Raw genomic sequence first — 17,492 nt, 5'->3', positions numbered from 1 at the left:
TGTAAAAATTGCGTTAAAAACCCGTACTTTGTATTTTTAAACTGAAAAGAATGAACCCACAAGAAAACAATCGATATTCAGATGAAGTTGATTTAGGCTATTTGATTTCCAAAATAGGTAATCTCTTCAAGAAAATAGCCAAGGCTTTTGTTTATACAGTAGATTTTTATCTCAAATTCAAATGGATTGTACTTGCCATGCTTGTTGTAGGCGGAATAGGAGGTTATTTGTTAGACGTAAATACGCCTTCACAATCCAAAATCGAAATGCTTGTAGAGCCCAATTACAATACGCACAGGATGTTTTACAATACCGTTGAAAATATACCTGCGCTTTTTCAAAAACAACATACCGACCAAGAGGCAAAAATTGAATTAAAAAAGCTATTTGGTGAAGATTACAAGTATATTAGAAATGTTGAAGTAAAACCACTTCGGGATTTTAATTATTTGATGAAAGGAGAAGAGTTTATAGAGAGGATTGAAACGCTTTCAGAAATCAATGATTTAGATTGGGTTTTTGAAGATTTAGAAAAGGGTTTTTTTAATAAACAACATCTTTTACAAATTGTTGTTATTGATGAAAACGGCTTAGACAAAAATAGAATTGCGCAAAATTTTGTGGATTACTTCAATCAAATTGATTATTTACAGGAATACCGAAAAGTGAGCTTAGACAATACAGAATACTTGCTTACTCAAAATGACCAATCCATAACTCAGATTGACTCGGTAATGCTAGCTGCCGGTAGTTTAGCTAGTTTGAAATCAATACAACAGGGGGTTTTGTTATCAGATAATTCGCAGTTAGGAAATCTTCTAGAGCAAAAGACAGAAATTTTAGACCAACGACTCGAGCTTTTTAAGACCGTAAAGATGCAAGAGCAGGTACTTGAAATTGTACATTTAAATCTCAATGCTAAGTTTGATTCTGCAATTGCTTCACTTAGTAAAAAAGTTTTATTTCCTGTGCTTTTAATTCTTGGCTTTTCTTTAGTGATGTTTTTTGTGTTTGTTTACAAACAACTTAAGTCTTATACAAGTGATTAATTAATTTACTTCAAATTTTTTAAATAGAATAGCCTAATTGAAAATAGTAAACCAAAAAAAAGGAGGTAAAAATAATAGCTTAAGCATCTTAATTGTACTTATACTTAAAGTTTTAGGTGTTTCTTTATTATTTGGAATCACCTTTTTTCTTACCAATAATTTTGAAGCTAGTTTAGTAGGAAAGTATGATTTTACGCGTTCTGTATTGCTAATTGTTGGTGGTTTAACCGTTTTAGGAATGAACCAATCAATTGTTTATTATGGAGGGTATTTAAAAGCTAAAAACGAACTCAATAACCTAAGGTTAGTTTATTTCAAGATGCTGAGTATTATTCTGGTTTTTTCAGTACTTCTTGCTGTACTCTATTCCATCATCCCCAATCAGGTTATTGACTTACTGATAGCCGACCAAGAAACTACTAGACTTTTGTTTAAAGTAGTGCTTAGTCTTGGTTTTTTTGCTGTAATGATGCTTAATTTTGATACGCTAAGGAGCCTAGGACAAATCAAAACTTCAGAAGTTTTTAAAAATATTATTAGGTATATTCCCTTTGGATTAGGGGCTATCTATATTTATTCTGTCAATTTATCCTTTTATTTGGTTGAGGTATTTTTACTAAATTTTGTTTTTCTAGCTATTGTAAGTAGTGTTTACGTCATTTTTCAATTGCAAAAATTAGAAGCACCTAATCAAGCTCTTTCTATTTCAAGAAAAGCCATTATTAAACGTTCTTACCCAATGGCCATTAGCTTTATTGCGTATATTTTATTACAAAGTACAGATATTATTATTTTATCAAGGTTAAAGGGCTTTGAACTAACTGCTTATTACGCCGTGGCTGTTAAAATTGCAACGGGCTTATCCTTGGTTTTACTTGCTGTTAATACTGTAATTGCTCCTCAAATAGCTCAATTTTATGAAGAACAGAAATTAGGTAGAATTAATCAAATTATAAGCAAATCAACGCGTCTAATTTTTTTATTAACGCTCCCCGTAGTAATTGTACTGGTGTTTTTTGGTACTTATGTTTTGGGCCTTTTTGGAGAAAATTACAGTCAGTCTTATTGGGCATTAAATATTTTATTGTTTGGCCAAATAGTAAATGCGTTTTTTGGGCCTGTGGGCACCTACATGAACATGACTGGAAAGCAAAACACGCAACAACTTATACTTATTTCGGCTGTTCTTATTAATATTGTACTTAACTTTATGCTTATCCCTATCTACGGTATGGAAGGGGCTGCTTTTGCTACAGCAACCACAACCGTATTATGGAATATAGCCGCCAGTAGTTATGTATATAGAAAAGAAAAAGTAAAAACTTTTTTAAATTAACGAATAAATACAATTTAAAAGAAAATGAAATTACCTAATTTTTTAGTAGTAGGTTTTCCAAAATGCGGATCTACAGCTTTACATTATTACTTGGAGGCACATCCCGATATTTTTATGCCTACGCAAAAGGAGTTGCATTTTTTTACCTCAGATAAATTACTTCAACTTAATCAAGGACCGGGCGATAAAGAAGTAAAAAAGTTCATGATTACTGAAGAATTAGCCTATCAAGCTGCTTTTAAAAAGGCTGATCAACAGCAGATGATTGGAGACGCTTCGCCTTCTTATATCAATCACCCCGATAGAATTCCTCGAATTAAATCAATGCTGGGTGAACCAAAAATAATTATCTTGCTTAGAGACCCTATTAAAAGAGCTTATTCTAATTACCTTCATCTAAAGAGAGAAAAAAGAGAGCACTTGAGCTTTTATGAAGCATTAAAAGCAGAAGAACAAAGAAAGAAAGAGAAATTTTCAGATTTTTGGTACTATCATTTTAATTCTACTTACTTTGATAAAGTAGATGCTTTTACACAAGCTTTTAAAGATGTCTTAATCATTACTCAAGAGGAATTAAATAGTGATACAGCCCGAACAGCTTTAAAGGTGTACGAATTTTTAGGAGTTGAAAAAATTACTCCAAGTAACATCGAGCAACGCTACAACGCTGGCGGACTTTATAAAGATAATTTGATTACGCGAACATTTTTAAAGCAATCAAAACTAAGATCAGGAATTAAAAGCCTTCTTCCTATCACCCCAAAAATGAAGAAAATAAAGGAACGTTTGATGGCTAACTACCAAAAATCAGCTCCTCCAATAAGTATAGAAGCAGAGAACTATTTAATTGAAAAATGCCAAGAAGACGTTAGGAAAATTAATGATAAATACAAGATTGATAGTAGTCATTGGAATAAAAAATTTATAAATTAATTCTTTTTGAAAAAGAGAGCTTCAAAATATAGTCTAAGCCTAAGCTTATTGTTTGTTTTAATAGGCTTCTTTTTTATTCCTTTTAATTCTGGAATATACATTGGTTTTATGGGCGAATTTGCCCGTGAAGCACCGATTATATTTTTTAGTGTAGCCGGTATTTTTCTAATTGTAAAAACACTATACACCTCTAAATTATATTTCCCTAAAACGCATATTATTACCACTTTACTCATCGCTTTTCTCGTTTGGGTTGCTCTTGGTTTTTTGTTCAATATTAAGAGCATTAGCGAAAATGAGATTAAACATACCAACGGAATTCTTAGATTTATTAAACAGTACCTGGCATTCATCTTAAGTATAGTTTTTTTTATAGTTTATTATAATGCTTTTAGAACAAAATCAGTTGGGACTTTAATCAAGTGGATTAGGTTGTTTTTTACATTATCACTTGGCGTGGTTTCTGTGTATATTTTTCTTGAAACGGCTGTGGTCAAATTAAAACTGGGTTTTCTATTACCTGTTCTCTACCTTTTTGATTATTTTCCATTTACTAATTCTTTTATCGACACAAACTTGGGTCGTGTTTCAGGGCCAACTTTTGAGCCACCATCACTAGCTACCTACTTGGTTACATTAGCTCCGTGGATGTTAAGTTATATCATTACGCATAAAAGTTTCCTGAAATATTTACCCAGCTTACTTGTACTTGTGTTTGCTTTACTTTCTGGTTCTAGAGCAGGTATTTTCATTGTTTTGGTTCAGTTTGTTGTTTTTTTCTTGAGTTTTGTCAACATCAAAAAACTTCAACCTCACCTTATAAAAGTCCTATTGATTACAAGTATAGGCCTTAGTTTAGTAGTTCTTATTAAAGGGAAAAGCATTGGTAATTACGTCTATGAAAAAGCAACTTCTTTTAGCACAAAAGATGATGATCATTCACTTTCTAATAAATCTAGGTTGGGTATTCAATACGCTAATTTTCAAGTTTTTAAAGACCATCCGCTTACGGGAGTAGGATTTGGTCAACAGTCTTACCATGCCATTCATTATTACCCTAAATGGGCTACTGAAGATAACTGGGAATTTAAGTTTAAATACCTCAATGAAAAACATCCTAATTTTGTTCCAGGTTATAACCTTTATATTCGGTTATTAGCTGAAACTGGAATAATTGGCTTTCTTTTGTTTGTCGCTATTTTAATCATAGGCATATACATTTGCATAAGTGCAATTGTTCAGAAAAACAAAAACAGCTTAATTTATATCATTATTTTAACCAGTTTAGTTGGCGCCTCCCTTAATTGGTTAAAAATGGATTCATTTAGAGATTATGTCCTTTGGATTAACTTAGCGCTATTAATTTATTTAACCACAAACCAGCTTATTTCAAAAACCAACTCAAAATTATCATCAACTAATGAAGAATAAAATCTGCACTTTAATTACCCATTACAACAACTTAGAAGGTTTAAAGCTAAGTGTGGCTTCTATTGAAGAAGATATTCCTGTAGATTTAATTATAGTAGATGATGGAAGCAAGCATTTACCTCAAGATTCAGATTTTGATTATACCCAAGGAAGCCTTGAAATTATCTACTTAAAAACTAACCAAGGAGCACAAATTGCTGCAAACACCGGACTTCAACTAATCTTGTCAAGAAATTACAGCTACGTGGGCAGACTTGATGCAGGCGATACCTGTTTGCCTTTTCGTTTTACTAAACAATTAGCTTATTTAGAGGAACATAAAGAAACTCATTTATTAGGTACTTGGGTAAATATTGTAGATGAAAACTTTAACTTTCAATACACTTTAAAACATCCGGAAGATTACGAAACCATTCAGAAAAAAATGTATTTTAATTTGATGTTTGTTCATCCAAGTGTAGTTTTTAGAACGAGTGTTTTAGAGGAAGTAGGGCTTTATCCAGAAAATTTTAATGTGGCTTTAGATTATGCATTTATATTTAATGTAGTTAAAAAGAAAAAAGTAGAAAACCTACCAGAAATTCTTCTTAACTATGTAATTGATCCAAATTCAATTTCAACCCAACGAAGAAAAAGACAAGTTTGGAATAGAATAAGAGTGATTACAAAACATTTTTATTTTGGGTATTATCCTGTTGTTGGTCTGCTTAGAAATTTTGTGTTACTATTTGTTTCTAGAAAACTAAGTGAACGTTTAAAAAGAATCCTTAAGAAGAAAAATTAGTTTATTTCTAAGCCTTTGAATAGTCAAATTTAATTGGAAGAGGATAAGTAAAAATTGATTAAATCTTTAAAATTACGATTTCTATCAAATAACTTTCTAGCTCGTTCAAGCGATTTAGCACTCATCTTTTCTAAACTTTCAGGTTGCTTAATTAAATCTGAAATATATTTTTGAAAATCGCTTAAATCTTCACAGAGATAGCCATTTTCTCCGTGAGAAACCGCATCTTTATTTCCTACAACATTGGTGGCTACAACAGGTCTTTCTAAAGTCATAGCTTCAATAATGGTAAACGGTAAACCTTCCCATAATGAAGTTTGAATATACAAATCAACTTTTGCTATTTCTTTTAAAGCATCTTCTCGATCAAGCCAACCCAAAGACTTGATGTTGCTCGCTGTAAGCTTGTCTTGCATTTCGCCTCCACCTATCCAAATAAATTCAACTTCTGGAAAACTTAAAGCTATTGCATTAAATAATTCAGGATTTTTCTGCGGACTTAAACGACCAATAGTTCCAATTTTTTTTACTTGAGCAGGAATGTTTCTAGGAATATGATTTAGACTATTCGTATCAATTCCATTCCTCACTAAAAAGGATTTTTTTATTTTAGTTGCGTGTTCATACTCAGTATCACCACAGGCAATGCTTGTTCCTCCAAAGATTTTTTGAGTGTATTTTTCAATTAACCAGTAAAACTTCTTCTTGTTTTTACTCACATCCTGCCTCAAAAATGAATACCCATTCGGGGTATAAAAAACCTTGGCTTCTCCATATAACCTTGCTGCTATTCTTCCAATAACGCTAGCTTTAGATGAATGAAGATGAATAATATCAGGTTGAATTTGCCTAATTTTCTTATAAATAGAGAGGGTAGATTTGAAGTCTTGTAGCGCATCAATTTCCCTTGACATTTGTACCTGGTGCAATTGGGCTAATCCCTTAAAATCGGAAGTTATAAATTCTAGATCTGTTTCTTCACGTTCTCCACTAAAAATTACATGACTTTCAATTTCATCAATTTCATTACAATATTCACAAATATCTTTAATATAGGTGTAAACACCAGTGACAAAAGTTTCAGTAATATGTAGTACTTTCTGTTTTTTCATTACTGCAAAAGTAATATTAATTTTGTTTCTTTGCCCTTTTAAATTTTAAAATGAAAACAGCAATACTTTTTGGAGGCTCAGGCTACATTGGTCAATTTTTGTTGAAGGATTTAATGGCTAAACAAGTCTTTGAACAATTCATCATCTTTGATTTAAAAGATTTTAATAGAGATGATCAAATCCTGCATTCTAATAAGCTTCATTTCATTCAAGGCGACGTTAGACAACCCATTCAACTAGATGAGTTTAATTTTTCTTCCGATTCTTGGATTTTTAACTTAGCCGCTATTCACCGTGAACCTGGCCATGAGGAACATGAATATTTCGAAACCAACCTCAAAGGCGCTCAACATATCAATGATTTTGCAGAGCAACATCAAATCAACAATATTTTTTTTACTAGTAGTATTGCTCCCTACGGAAAGTCACGTGAGAAAAAAGTGGAGGATTCGCCACTAAACCCTGCAACTCCTTATGGAATTTCAAAAGCAAAAGCCGAAAAAATTCACCAAGAATGGTTGGCCAATAATAAAAACCGAAGATTAATCATTGCTCGCCCTAGCGTTATTTACGGCCCAGGAGACCCAGGAAACGTGTACCGAATGATTAAAACCCTGAGTAAAGGTACGTTTATTATTCCAGGAAAAGGAGACATTATAAAAGCTTATGGTTATATTTATGGGCTCATTGATTCTATTAACTTTACAATGCACCAAAATAAACCTTTGATTATTTATAATTACACAGAAAACAACCTTCTTACGCTAAATGAAATGACTGTCGAAGTCAAAAAATTTATGCAAATTAAAAAGCCAACACTTTCTTTACCTATTCCTATTTTGGTCTTGATTGCTTCAATGCTTCAACTGCTAAGTAAAGTACTTGGAAAAACCACAGATATTCACCCAGTTCGCGTAAAAAAAGCAGGCTTCCCAACCCATATTGAACCCGCTTATCTTAAGGAAAACAATTTTCAATTTAACTATGAATTTGCCGATTCATTAAAGCATTGGAAGTCGGTTAAAGCATCCGATTTTCATTTATAAATCTTCCTTTTTCATACTTATATTTTTGATACTGAGTTAAGAAAATTCACCTCAGAAAGTTTCGTTCAAAAAGAATCAAAACAAAGCTAATTGCACAATTCAAAAGTTGATTAAATTATTGTAATTTTGTTTCTTTATAAAAAATTAACAATTTAAAGATTGAAATAGAAAGTGATTTGATAATGTAATTATACTTACTTTCTGAACAATTTAAACTAAAAAAATCATTTTGAAAAGGATTTTAATTACAGGAGCAGCAGGTTTTTTAGGTTCACATTTATGTGATAAATTTATTCAAGAAGGTTATCATGTATTGGGTATGGACAACCTGATTACAGGCGATTTAAAAAACATTGAACACCTTTTTGGGAACAAAAATTTTGAGTTCTATCATCATGATGTTACTAAGTTTGTGCACGTTCCTGGTCAACTAGATTACATTCTACATTTTGCCTCTCCTGCAAGTCCTATAGATTATTTAAAAATCCCGATACAAACCCTAAAAGTAGGTTCTTTAGGAACTCACAATTTGCTAGGCTTAGCCAAACAAAAAGAGGCTAGAATTTTAATAGCAAGTACTTCTGAAGTCTATGGAGACCCCTTAATTCATCCGCAAACGGAAGATTACTACGGAAATGTAAATACCATTGGACCAAGAGGTGTATATGACGAAGCTAAACGTTTTCAAGAGTCTATTACAATGGCTTATCATACCTTTCATGGCTTAGAAACTCGCATAGTAAGAATATTTAATACCTACGGCCCAAGAATGCGCCTCAACGACGGACGAGTAATTCCTGCTTTTATCGGTCAAGCGCTAAGAGGAGAGGATTTAACGGTTTTTGGTGACGGTTCTCAAACGCGTTCGTTTTGTTATGTAGATGATCAAGTTGAAGGAATTTACAGGTTGTTGTTAAGCAATTACGCCCAACCAATTAATATAGGAAACCCACACGAAATTACCATTTTAGCCTTTGCTGAAGAAATCATTAAACTTACAGGAACCAATCAAAAAATAATATTTAAAGACCTGCCTAAAGACGACCCTATGCAGCGCCAACCTGATATTACAAGAGCTAAAGAACTACTAGGTTGGGAGCCTCAAGTAAACCGAGCTGAAGGAATGAAAATTACTTATGACTACTTTAAAACACTAACTGAAGAAGAATTGCGTTATAGTGAACATAAAGACTTTAGTAAGTACATCCAAAAGTAAACAAAGTGCATGAAAACTATTGGAAACAAAAGGTATTCCATTTACCTCAGACCTATTTCTTATACCATAGATTTAGCTCTAATTTTATTATTTGCCTACTTTAGCTTTCAGTTTAATTTCAATCAGTTTTCCTTGTTAGCGCCTGCCTTGGTTTCAGGTTGGGTAATACTTTCCTTAAACTCTAGTTTTTACGAAGTTTACCGATTTACTAAAGTAAGTAGAATTATCTCTCTTTCTATTACGCATTTTTTAGTTTTCGCTTTTATGGTCTTTACTTTTTTCAGATTCTTTTTTGAAGAGGTTGAAAATCGATTAATTATTGTCTTTTTACTTTTTTCCTTTAGCTTTATTTTATTGGCTAAGTTTACTTTGTTTTATTTTCTTAAACGCTACCGAAGTGTTTATGGGAAAAACTTCAGAAAAACAATTATTATTGGAAGCTCGCAAAAAACCTATCAATTAAAGAATTTTTTTGTTGAAAACCCAGAATATGGGTATCAATATGAACGTACTTTTTTTGTTGGTAGAGGAGACAAAGGAAAACAGGATTTAGAAAAAATATACCGCTTTATAGAAGAAAACGAAATCCATGAAATTTATTGCTCAGTTTCAAACATTGATAACCAGTGCATTAATGAGCTAATCAATTTTGCAGATAATAACCTAATTGTGATTAAGTTTTTACCCGATAATAAAGATGTTTTCTCTAAAAAGCTTAGAGTAGATTATTATGGTGTTCTTCCTATTTTGAGCTTGAGAAATATACCTTTAGACGATTCCATCAAACTATTTCAGAAGCGTATTTTTGATTTACTAATAGCTAGCTTTGTCATTGTTTTTTTCTTATCTTGGTTTACCCCGCTTATCGCTTTATTAATACGCCTAGAATCTAAAGGACCAATTTTTTTCAAACAAATAAGAACAGGCTTAGGAAATGAAGAATTTAATTGCTTGAAGTTTAGGTCAATGGTTCCTAATAAGGAAGCCGACCTGCATCAAGCACAAAAAAATGATAGCCGCATAACTAAAATAGGGCAGTTTTTAAGAAAAACTAGCTTAGATGAGATGCCACAGTTTTTCAATGTATTTGTTGGTGAAATGAGTGTAGTTGGCCCACGCCCGCACATGATTAGCGATACCAACACTTATGCTAAACAAGTAGATAAATTTATGGTACGTCATTTTATTAAACCAGGTATTACTGGCTTAGCTCAAGTAAGTGGCTTTAGAGGCGAAATTGAAACCGAAGCCGATATTGTAAATCGCGTTAAATACGATATTTTTTACATTGAAAACTGGTCTATTTTTTTAGATTTAAAAATTATCTTACTTACTATATCCAATATTTTTAAAGGCGAAGAAAAAGCTTATTAAGCTAACTCCAACTATAATCACCAAGTCAAAATTAATAAGGATATTTAGTTACAACGTATTTTTTGATAAATAGGATTAGCTATTGAGATAAAAATTAACCTAGAAAGTGATTGTTATTATTGAACGAAATAGATGATTCAGTTTTGACAAAGTGAGAATAATTGAACTCAGTCTCCCAAAAAAAGTCTTTTACTGATCCTTATTTTCTTTAAGAACAAACATAATTTAATCATCACTCTTTTTTTAAACTAGAAAAACATATTTTAGCTATCTAAACAATTATAGAATATGTATTGCAAAAGACACTTTTATTTAAGTTTATTGATTGGTTTTTTTATAACCAGTTTAACTGCTCAAAACAACACTTCATATTGGCAACAAGAAGCCAACTACGAAATGGATATTGATATAGACGTAAAGAAATATCAATACCAAGGAAAACAAAAACTTAGCTATACCAATCATTCGCCAGATACGCTGCATAGAGTTTTTTATCATTTGTACTTTAATGCTTTTCAACCTGGAAGCGAAATGGATGTGCGTTCAAGAACAATAGCCGACCCCGACCCAAGAGTAGGTAATCGAATTTCAAAATTAAAAGAAGATGAAATAGGTTACCTTAATGTTGAAACCCTAAAACAAAATGGGAAAAAAATCAAGTACGAAGTTGTAGGTACTGTTTTAGAAGTTGAACTTCATCAAGCTATTCTTCCAGGTGAAGAAGTTGTTTTTGATATGGAGTTTGAAGGCCAAGTTCCCCTACAAATAAGACGCTCGGGAAGACAAAATAAAGAAGGGGTAGAATTATCAATGACGCAATGGTATCCTAAAATAGCAGAATATGATTTTGAAGGTTGGCACGCGCATCCTTATATTGGAAGAGAGTTTCATGGAGTGTGGGGCGATTATGATGTCAAAATAAAAATTGATAAAAATTACACCATTGGTGGTACAGGCTACTTGCAAAACCCAAATGAAATTGGACATGGTTATGAAGATGAGGGCGTTAAAGTAAAAAACCGCGGCAAAACCAAAACTTGGCATTTTATAGCCCCTAAGGTGCATGATTTTGCTTGGGCTGCCGATCCCGATTTTCTTCACGATCGTTTAACTGCTGAAGACGGAACCGAGCTTCATTTTATCTACAAAGACAATAAAGATAGTATTGAAAATTGGAAAAAATTACAACCTGATACTGAAAAATTATTGCAGTATTTTAACAAACATATTGGGAAATATCCTTATAACCAATACAGCATTGTTCAAGGTGGTGATGGCGGAATGGAATACGCCATGTGTACACTCATAACTGGTGAACGTGCTTACCCAAGTTTATTTGGTGTAACCGCTCATGAATTAGCTCACTCTTGGTTTCAGCAGGTATTGGCTACCAATGAATCTAAACATGAGTGGATGGATGAAGGCATGACGACTTACATTTCTTCTTTAGCTGAAAACGAAATCCTAGAAAAAGGAGAAGACTTTCCGCTTTCAAGAGCTTATCAAGGGTATATTGCTTTGGCTAATTCTGAAGCCCAACAGCCGCTTTCTAGTCAAGCCGATCGTTGGAAATTTAACCAAGCTTACGGAATTTCTGCTTATTCTAAGGGAGCGCTGTTTTTAAGTCAGTTAGATTATTTGATAGGTGGAGATTTATTAGCTAAAACCTTGAAGAGATATTTTGACGAATGGAAGTTTAAGCATCCTACTCCTAACGACTTTAAGCGCGTAGCTGAAAAAGTTTCTGGAGCTGAATTAGATTGGTACTTAATTGACTGGACACAAACAATAAACACCATTGATTACGGAATTAAAAATGCTTCTCAAGAAGGTGATTTATTAAATGTTGAATTAGAACGTATTGGAATGATGCCAATGCCTATTGAAGTCGAAATTACTTATGCAGATAATTCAAAAGAATTACACTACATTCCTTTACAAATGATGCGATGGAAAAAGCCTGGCATGGAATATATCCACCCAAGATGGGCTTGGGCCGTGCCTACTTACCAAATAAGTATTAATACAGCAGAAAAAATAGTAAAGCAAATAGAGATTGACCCTTCTCAATTAATGGCCGATATCAATCGCGAGAACAATCTGAAAAAATTATAGTCAATAAATTATTGTTATATCTCGTTTTTTATTAATTTAGTACAATAACTTAAAACTTTACACAATGAAAAGAAAAATGATTATTTGCGCAGCTTTGTCAATGACATTATTAAGCACATCCTGTTTAGGGTCTTTCAAAGCGTTTAACAACTTAAGAGATTGGAATGATGGTTTAACAAGCAATAAATTTGTTGATAACCTTGTTTTTTGGGCTTTAAATATTGTCCCTGTTTATGGCCTTTTTTTCTTGGCTGATGCAGTTGTATTTAATTTAATTGAATTCTGGACAGGAAGCAACCCAATTGCTATGGCAGAGGGAGAAAAAGAAACTCAATATGCTGAGGTGGATGGAAATAAAGTTAGAATGACAGCAGAGAAAAACAAATTTACCATTGAAAAATTAAATGGAGAGCAAGCTGGAGAAAAGGTAGTAATGATTTACACACCCGATAACCAAACTTGGAATTTACTAGGAGAGAATGGCGAATTACAAGAATTAGCTTCTTTTGATGATGGTTTCTATGTGCTTCACCTTCCTACTGGAGATGAAGTGAAATTAGATGCAAATGCATCCTTAGAGCAAAATCAAAATATTTTTAATTCAGAAATGAATAAATATGAGCATTTAATGTATGCTAAAAATGAATAAATTTAGTTATAACTAAAAAAAAGCCCATAATTTGAAAAATTATGGGCTTTTGCTTTGCAGGTGCCTTTATTTACCACCAAGCATAACTACTTCGTCACATATTACTTCCGTAATATATCTTTTCTCACCTTCTTTAGTTTCGTAAGCTCTTGAAGTAAGTTTTCCATGAATAGCTACTTCTTTTCCTTTGGCCAAATATTTTTCTACAATATCTGCAGTTTTCCCCCAAGCAACTACGTTATGCCATTGGGTTTCTGTTGCCTTTTCACCATCTTTTTTGCGGTAAGTTTCGTTGGTAGCTATAGAGAATTTAGCTAGTTTGTTGCCATTCTCCATCTTTAAAACTTCAGGGTCGTTCCCTAAGTTTCCAATTAATTGAACTGAATTTCTTAAACTCATAATTCTAAGGTTTTAGTTAATAAAATTGTTATTAGATAAACTTAAATCAACTAATTGAGAAGGGATAGACAAAGTCTAATTGATGCGGTTAGCTTATGGATTTATCTTTCACTTTCAATTAGTTACACAAATATATAAAAAAAGAAAACTGAAACCCAAAAAAATTAACATAAAAAATAAGACTTTCGGATTATGCGAGTAAATTTTTTTTTCTTTCTCATAACAGCAGCTATTCTAGATAGATTCCTTTAGCAGCATTACAGAGCTAACTCAAAAACATATATCCTGAACTGTTCTAAACGTGTTTGCATGGGATTCAATGATGCTTTTTATGTCGGGAGAATAACCGCCACCCATACTTATTTCTACAGGAATTTCCAGTTGATTGACTAAACCTAACACCAGTTCATCTCTTTCTTTACACCCTTTAATGCTACAACCTAATCGGCCTAACTTGTCGGAGGCTAAAATATCTACCCCAGACAGATAAAAGATAAAATCTGGTTTTTGTTGATTGATTAGTTTTGGTAAAGTTTCCTTTAAAATAGTGAGGTATTCATCATCTCCACAATTATCTTTTAAAGCAATATCTAAATCTGATTTCTCTTTTTTAAATGGATAATTGTTTTTACCATGCATAGAAAAAGTAAACACCTTTGAGTTGCCTTGAAAAATTTCGGCAGTACCATTACCTTGATGCACATCTAAATCTACGATTAATATTTTTTTTATGCTTTTCTTAGAAAGTAGATAGGTAGCACCAATAGCTTGATCGTTGAGCATGCAAAAAGCTTCTCCACGATTAGTATAGGCGTGGTGAGTTCCTCCTGCAATATTCATAGCTACGCCATGGTCTATGGCAAATTCACAGGCTTTTAAAGTGCCATCCGTAATGATGCGTTCTCGTTTAACCAAAGCTTCAGAAAGAGGAAATCCAATTTTTCTGGCTGCTCTTCGTTCGATAGATAATTCATATAAGCTACGAACATAGTTGGCTTCATGTGTATTATAAATGTACTGATCATCTGCAAGATTAGGTTCAAAAAAATTTTCCTTTTCACAAGTGCCTTCATGCAAAAGCTGATGGGGTAGCAAATCGTATTTTTCCATAGGAAAGCGATGCCCTTTTGGAAGCGGATGTTGGTAAATAGGATGATGAGCAATTTTTAGCATCTTGTTTGTTTTGTTCTATTCAACTATGTTTTTCTTAATTTAATCACAGTAATTTCTGGCCACATCCCCACTCTTCCAGGGTAGGCTAAAAATCCAAAACCTCTGTTTACATGTAAAAAGCGTTTGTTTTCTTGATATACTCCTGCCCATTGCGGATACCTAAATTGTACAGGAGAGAATTTAAACCATCCCGGAATTTCAATTCCAAATTGCATTCCGTGAGTATGTCCACTCAAAGTTAATTGAAAATTTTTAGGGTGATTTTTAGTCACTTCATTCCAATGCGAGGGATCATGTGAAAGCAATACTTTGAAGTCTTTTTCTGAAAGGGATTTACTGGCTTGGTCTAAATCTCCTTTTTGTTGAAAGCCTCCTTTTCCCCAGTTTTCAACCCCTACCAAATGAATTTGATCATCTCCTTTTTGAAGGCTTACGTGTTCATCCAACAACAAGCGCCATCCCATTTCTTGTTGTATTTCTTTTAAACGATTAAAATTTCGTTGTTTTTCAGTTTTGGATGCCCAAGAAAAGTAATCGCCATAATCATGATTTCCTAAGATGGAGAATACGCCATCTTTCGCTTTAATTTGCCCAAAAGCATCTTTCCAGCCTTCCATTTCTTCCGAAGTATTATTTACTAAATCGCCTGTAAAAACAACTACATCGCTTTGTTGTTCATTAATTAAACTAATGCCGTACGTTACTTTTTCGGCATTGTCAAAACTACCACTATGCACATCAGAAATTTGGGTGAGTGTATAGCCATCAAAAGCTTTTGGCAAATCTTCAAAGGTCAATTCGTAGGTTAAGACTTTGTAGTTGTATTTGCCTTTGTACATTCCGTAAAGTAAACTAAAAAAAGGAATAGCGCCAATACCTAAAGCTAGCTGACTAATAAATTTTCTTCTAGAAGAGAGGCTAAATTTTTCTTCGGAGGTGCTTATTTTTGAAAAAATAGCTTGGATGAACCGGTAAATATCTTCAGCAAACATACCGAATACTAAAACTAGTTTTAAGCTCATTAGGCTAAGAAAAACACCTATAGAATAAGCTCTAATTCCAGTGAATGTTCCCTTATTTGCGGGCTGGTTAAAGCCATAAACGATGAAGGCTATAATGCATAGACTCACAAAAATATAAATGTACAAGAGGTACTTCGATTTAAATGCTACCCTAAAAGCTTGATAGGCGTATATTTCAACTAGCAAATAAATAAATAGCGGAATAATCCAGCGCATATTTTTTATAGCAAATTTAAGCTTAGCATAAGATTGAGTAACTTACTTTAGCTTTAATTTAATATCCATTATAGATTCAAACTGTAGCTGTTTGAATTTCAATCTTTATAAAAAAAAACTAGCTGCGATATGCAGCTAGTGTAGTTAAACAACCTTCATATTAACCTTTAAAATAAGGATTTTATTTTATCAAAGCCTTCTTTAAAAGAGTTAGATGCTTCAGAAAAAACACTTTTTACATCATCCCATTTATCATCTGTTGTATTTTCTAATTCTGCAAGTTTAGCCTCTATTTCTGATTTTTGCGCTTTTAATTCTTCTAAGGTATTTTCGTATTTTGATTTTGCATCCTCTTTAAGGGTGTAATTTGAACTCTGTCTAAAATTTATTAAATTAAACCTTTAAAATTTAGATAGAGATGAAAAAAGTAGAACAATCCGAATTAGAACAAAAAATATTAGACCAATTTTTGTCAGGCAAAAATTTATTTGGAGAAGACGGAGCTTTGGCTCCCTTATTAAAAAATGTTTTAGACAAGGCTTTACAAGCCGAGATGGAGAACCATTTGAATGAATCAGAGCGAAGCTCTGGCAACAAGCGCAACGGACTAAAAACTAAAACAGTAAAGAGTAGTTTGGGTAATTTTGAATTAGAAGTACCCCAAGATCGTAACAGTAACTTTGAACCTGAAATAGTGAAGAAACGTCAAACTGTTTTAGCTGATCAATTAGCCGATAAAATTATTGGTTTATATGGTTTAGGTATGAGTTACAGAGACATCTCTTCTCACATTAAAGAGATGTATGATACAGAGGTATCGCATAGTGTTTTAAGTCAGATTACCGATAGAATAATACCTGAGATTAAACGATGGCAAAATCGTCCTTTAGAATCGATGTACTGCATTGTTTGGTTAGATGCAATGCACTACAAAGTAAAAGTGGATGGACTCATAAAGAGCAAAGCTCTTTATAACGTGCTTGGAGTAAACAAAAATGGCTACAAAGAAGTTTTAGGTATTTATTTATCCGAGAGTGAAGGAGCTAACTTCTGGTTAAGTGTTTTAACAGATTTAAATAATCGTGGATTACAGGATATTTTAATTGCTTGTACAGACAACCTAAAAGGCTTTAGTGAAGCTATTTTAAGTGTATTTCCAAAGACTGAAATACAGAAACGTGTTATACATCAGATTAGAAATTCCCTAAAGTACATAGCCTCTAAAGACAAAAAAGACTTTATGAAAGACCTGAAAGAGGTCTATAGAGCAGATACCAAGGATTTAGCAGAAGAAGCTTTAAAAGCACTCGAAGAGAAGTGGGTACAGAAATACCCTTTAGTGATAGAAAGCTGGAAAAACAACTGGGAAGAACTCAGTACCTATTTTCAATATACTAAGCCAATACGTAAGCTTATTTACACGACAAACACCGTAGAGGGTTATCATCGCCAAGTAAGAAAAGTAACAAAAACAAAAGATGCATTCCCAACTGATATGGCTCTTCTAAAGATAGTTTACTTAGCTACAATGAATATACAAAAAAAGTGGAAAGCACCACTGCACAATTGGAGTTTGACGATTCAACAATTATATATTAAATTTGGCAACAGAATCCCATTGGATTTGGAACTTCGTT

15 protein-coding genes are annotated in these 17,492 nt (G+C 32.9%); 11 read left to right on the top strand and 4 right to left on the bottom strand.

What is annotated here, in order from left to right; all coding sequences use genetic code 11:
* The first annotated feature begins 50 nt into the window (after window positions 1-50).
* The 5 genes from G7034_RS07510 to G7034_RS07490 are packed head-to-tail and all read left to right on the top strand — an operon-like array spanning window position 51 to window position 5,533.
* Window positions 51-1,049, top strand: a complete 999-nt coding sequence (locus G7034_RS07510) for a hypothetical protein (protein ID WP_166400340.1) — start codon at window positions 51-53, stop codon at window positions 1,047-1,049.
* Window positions 1,050-1,086: 37 nt separating this feature from the next.
* Complete coding sequence (locus G7034_RS07505) at window positions 1,087-2,385, top strand: MATE family efflux transporter (protein ID WP_166400339.1); 1,299 nt, start codon at window positions 1,087-1,089, stop codon at window positions 2,383-2,385.
* Between the two features lie 24 nt (window positions 2,386-2,409).
* Window positions 2,410-3,318 (top strand): sulfotransferase family protein, encoded by a 909-nt coding sequence (locus tag G7034_RS07500; protein WP_166400338.1) that lies wholly within the window; start codon window positions 2,410-2,412, stop codon window positions 3,316-3,318.
* Between the two features lie 6 nt (window positions 3,319-3,324).
* Window positions 3,325-4,749 carry an O-antigen ligase family protein gene (locus G7034_RS07495; protein ID WP_166400337.1) on the top strand — a complete coding sequence of 475 codons (1,425 nt, stop codon included), beginning with the start codon at window positions 3,325-3,327 and terminating at the stop codon, window positions 4,747-4,749.
* Window positions 4,739-5,533, top strand: coding sequence for a glycosyltransferase (locus G7034_RS07490; RefSeq protein ID WP_166400336.1), 795 nt, complete (start codon window positions 4,739-4,741; stop codon window positions 5,531-5,533). Before G7034_RS07495 ends, G7034_RS07490 begins: the two co-directional genes overlap by 11 nt.
* Before the next feature lie 29 nt (window positions 5,534-5,562).
* Here the strand turns inward: G7034_RS07490 and G7034_RS07485 are convergent, their stop codons facing one another.
* Entirely contained in the window at window positions 5,563-6,645 is a 1,083-nt protein-coding gene (locus tag G7034_RS07485) for a glycosyltransferase (RefSeq protein WP_166400335.1), read from the bottom strand.
* A gap of 50 nt (window positions 6,646-6,695) precedes the next feature.
* On the opposite strand from G7034_RS07485, the gene G7034_RS07480 reads away from it, so the two are divergent.
* The 5 genes from G7034_RS07480 to G7034_RS07460 all read left to right on the top strand — a co-directional run bounded on the left by G7034_RS07480 (window position 6,696) and on the right by G7034_RS07460 (window position 13,045).
* The gene (locus G7034_RS07480) at window positions 6,696-7,691 is read left to right on the top strand and encodes an NAD-dependent epimerase/dehydratase family protein (RefSeq protein WP_166400334.1); all 996 of its coding nucleotides are present in this window, start codon (window positions 6,696-6,698) and stop codon (window positions 7,689-7,691) included.
* A gap of 229 nt (window positions 7,692-7,920) precedes the next feature.
* Window positions 7,921-8,907 carry a UDP-glucuronic acid decarboxylase family protein gene (locus G7034_RS07475; protein ID WP_166400333.1) on the top strand — a complete coding sequence of 329 codons (987 nt, stop codon included), beginning with the start codon at window positions 7,921-7,923 and terminating at the stop codon, window positions 8,905-8,907.
* Between the two features lie 9 nt (window positions 8,908-8,916).
* Window positions 8,917-10,281, top strand: a complete 1,365-nt coding sequence (locus G7034_RS07470; RefSeq protein WP_187349881.1) for an undecaprenyl-phosphate glucose phosphotransferase — start codon at window positions 8,917-8,919, stop codon at window positions 10,279-10,281.
* A gap of 288 nt (window positions 10,282-10,569) precedes the next feature.
* Window positions 10,570-12,396 (top strand): M1 family metallopeptidase, encoded by a 1,827-nt coding sequence (locus tag G7034_RS07465; RefSeq protein WP_166400332.1) that lies wholly within the window; start codon window positions 10,570-10,572, stop codon window positions 12,394-12,396.
* Window positions 12,397-12,460: 64 nt separating this feature from the next.
* Window positions 12,461-13,045, top strand: coding sequence for a DUF3332 domain-containing protein (locus G7034_RS07460; RefSeq protein WP_166400331.1), 585 nt, complete (start codon window positions 12,461-12,463; stop codon window positions 13,043-13,045).
* Between the two features lie 66 nt (window positions 13,046-13,111).
* Here G7034_RS07460 and G7034_RS07455 read toward each other — a convergent pair whose 3' ends face one another.
* The 3 genes from G7034_RS07455 to G7034_RS07445 form a co-directional block, all read right to left on the bottom strand.
* The gene (locus G7034_RS07455; RefSeq protein WP_166400383.1) at window positions 13,112-13,447 is read right to left on the bottom strand and encodes a single-stranded DNA-binding protein; all 336 of its coding nucleotides are present in this window, start codon (window positions 13,445-13,447) and stop codon (window positions 13,112-13,114) included.
* 267 nt (window positions 13,448-13,714) lie between these two features.
* Window positions 13,715-14,617: a histone deacetylase family protein gene (locus tag G7034_RS07450; protein WP_166400330.1), complete on the bottom strand. Its 903-nt coding sequence runs from the start codon at window positions 14,615-14,617 to the stop codon at window positions 13,715-13,717.
* 23 nt (window positions 14,618-14,640) lie between these two features.
* Window positions 14,641-15,855, bottom strand: coding sequence for a metallophosphoesterase (locus G7034_RS07445; RefSeq protein WP_166400329.1), 1,215 nt, complete (start codon window positions 15,853-15,855; stop codon window positions 14,641-14,643).
* 418 nt (window positions 15,856-16,273) lie between these two features.
* Between G7034_RS07445 and G7034_RS07440 the strand changes: the two genes are divergently transcribed.
* Window positions 16,274-17,492, top strand: a 1,219-nt coding sequence (locus G7034_RS07440; protein WP_166399667.1) for an IS256 family transposase, incomplete at its 3' end; no start/stop codon positions are given.

The sequence above is a fragment of the Psychroflexus maritimus genome (assembly GCF_011089875.1).
Taxonomy (GTDB): domain Bacteria; phylum Bacteroidota; class Bacteroidia; order Flavobacteriales; family Flavobacteriaceae; genus Psychroflexus; species Psychroflexus maritimus.
Note: the sequence above shows the minus strand (reverse complement) of the source record. Positions and strands in the feature narration are given on the sequence as shown.

What these genes read in the sequence shown, in the direction of transcription:
- G7034_RS07450 (WP_166400330.1), bottom strand. Translation starts at nt 14,617, where the DNA reads ATGCTAAAAATTGCTCATCATCCTATTTACCAACATCCGCTTCCAAAA.
- G7034_RS07485 (WP_166400335.1), bottom strand. Translation starts at nt 6,645, where the DNA reads ATGAAAAAACAGAAAGTACTACATATTACTGAAACTTTTGTCACTGGT.
- G7034_RS07470 (WP_187349881.1), top strand. Translation starts at nt 8,917, where the DNA reads ATGAAAACTATTGGAAACAAAAGGTATTCCATTTACCTCAGACCTATT.
- G7034_RS07445 (WP_166400329.1), bottom strand. Translation starts at nt 15,855, where the DNA reads ATGCGCTGGATTATTCCGCTATTTATTTATTTGCTAGTTGAAATATAC.
- G7034_RS07500 (WP_166400338.1), top strand. Translation starts at nt 2,410, where the DNA reads ATGAAATTACCTAATTTTTTAGTAGTAGGTTTTCCAAAATGCGGATCT.
- G7034_RS07480 (WP_166400334.1), top strand. Translation starts at nt 6,696, where the DNA reads ATGAAAACAGCAATACTTTTTGGAGGCTCAGGCTACATTGGTCAATTT.
- G7034_RS07460 (WP_166400331.1), top strand. Translation starts at nt 12,461, where the DNA reads ATGAAAAGAAAAATGATTATTTGCGCAGCTTTGTCAATGACATTATTA.
- G7034_RS07510 (WP_166400340.1), top strand. Translation starts at nt 51, where the DNA reads ATGAACCCACAAGAAAACAATCGATATTCAGATGAAGTTGATTTAGGC.
- G7034_RS07490 (WP_166400336.1), top strand. Translation starts at nt 4,739, where the DNA reads ATGAAGAATAAAATCTGCACTTTAATTACCCATTACAACAACTTAGAA.
- G7034_RS07465 (WP_166400332.1), top strand. Translation starts at nt 10,570, where the DNA reads ATGTATTGCAAAAGACACTTTTATTTAAGTTTATTGATTGGTTTTTTT.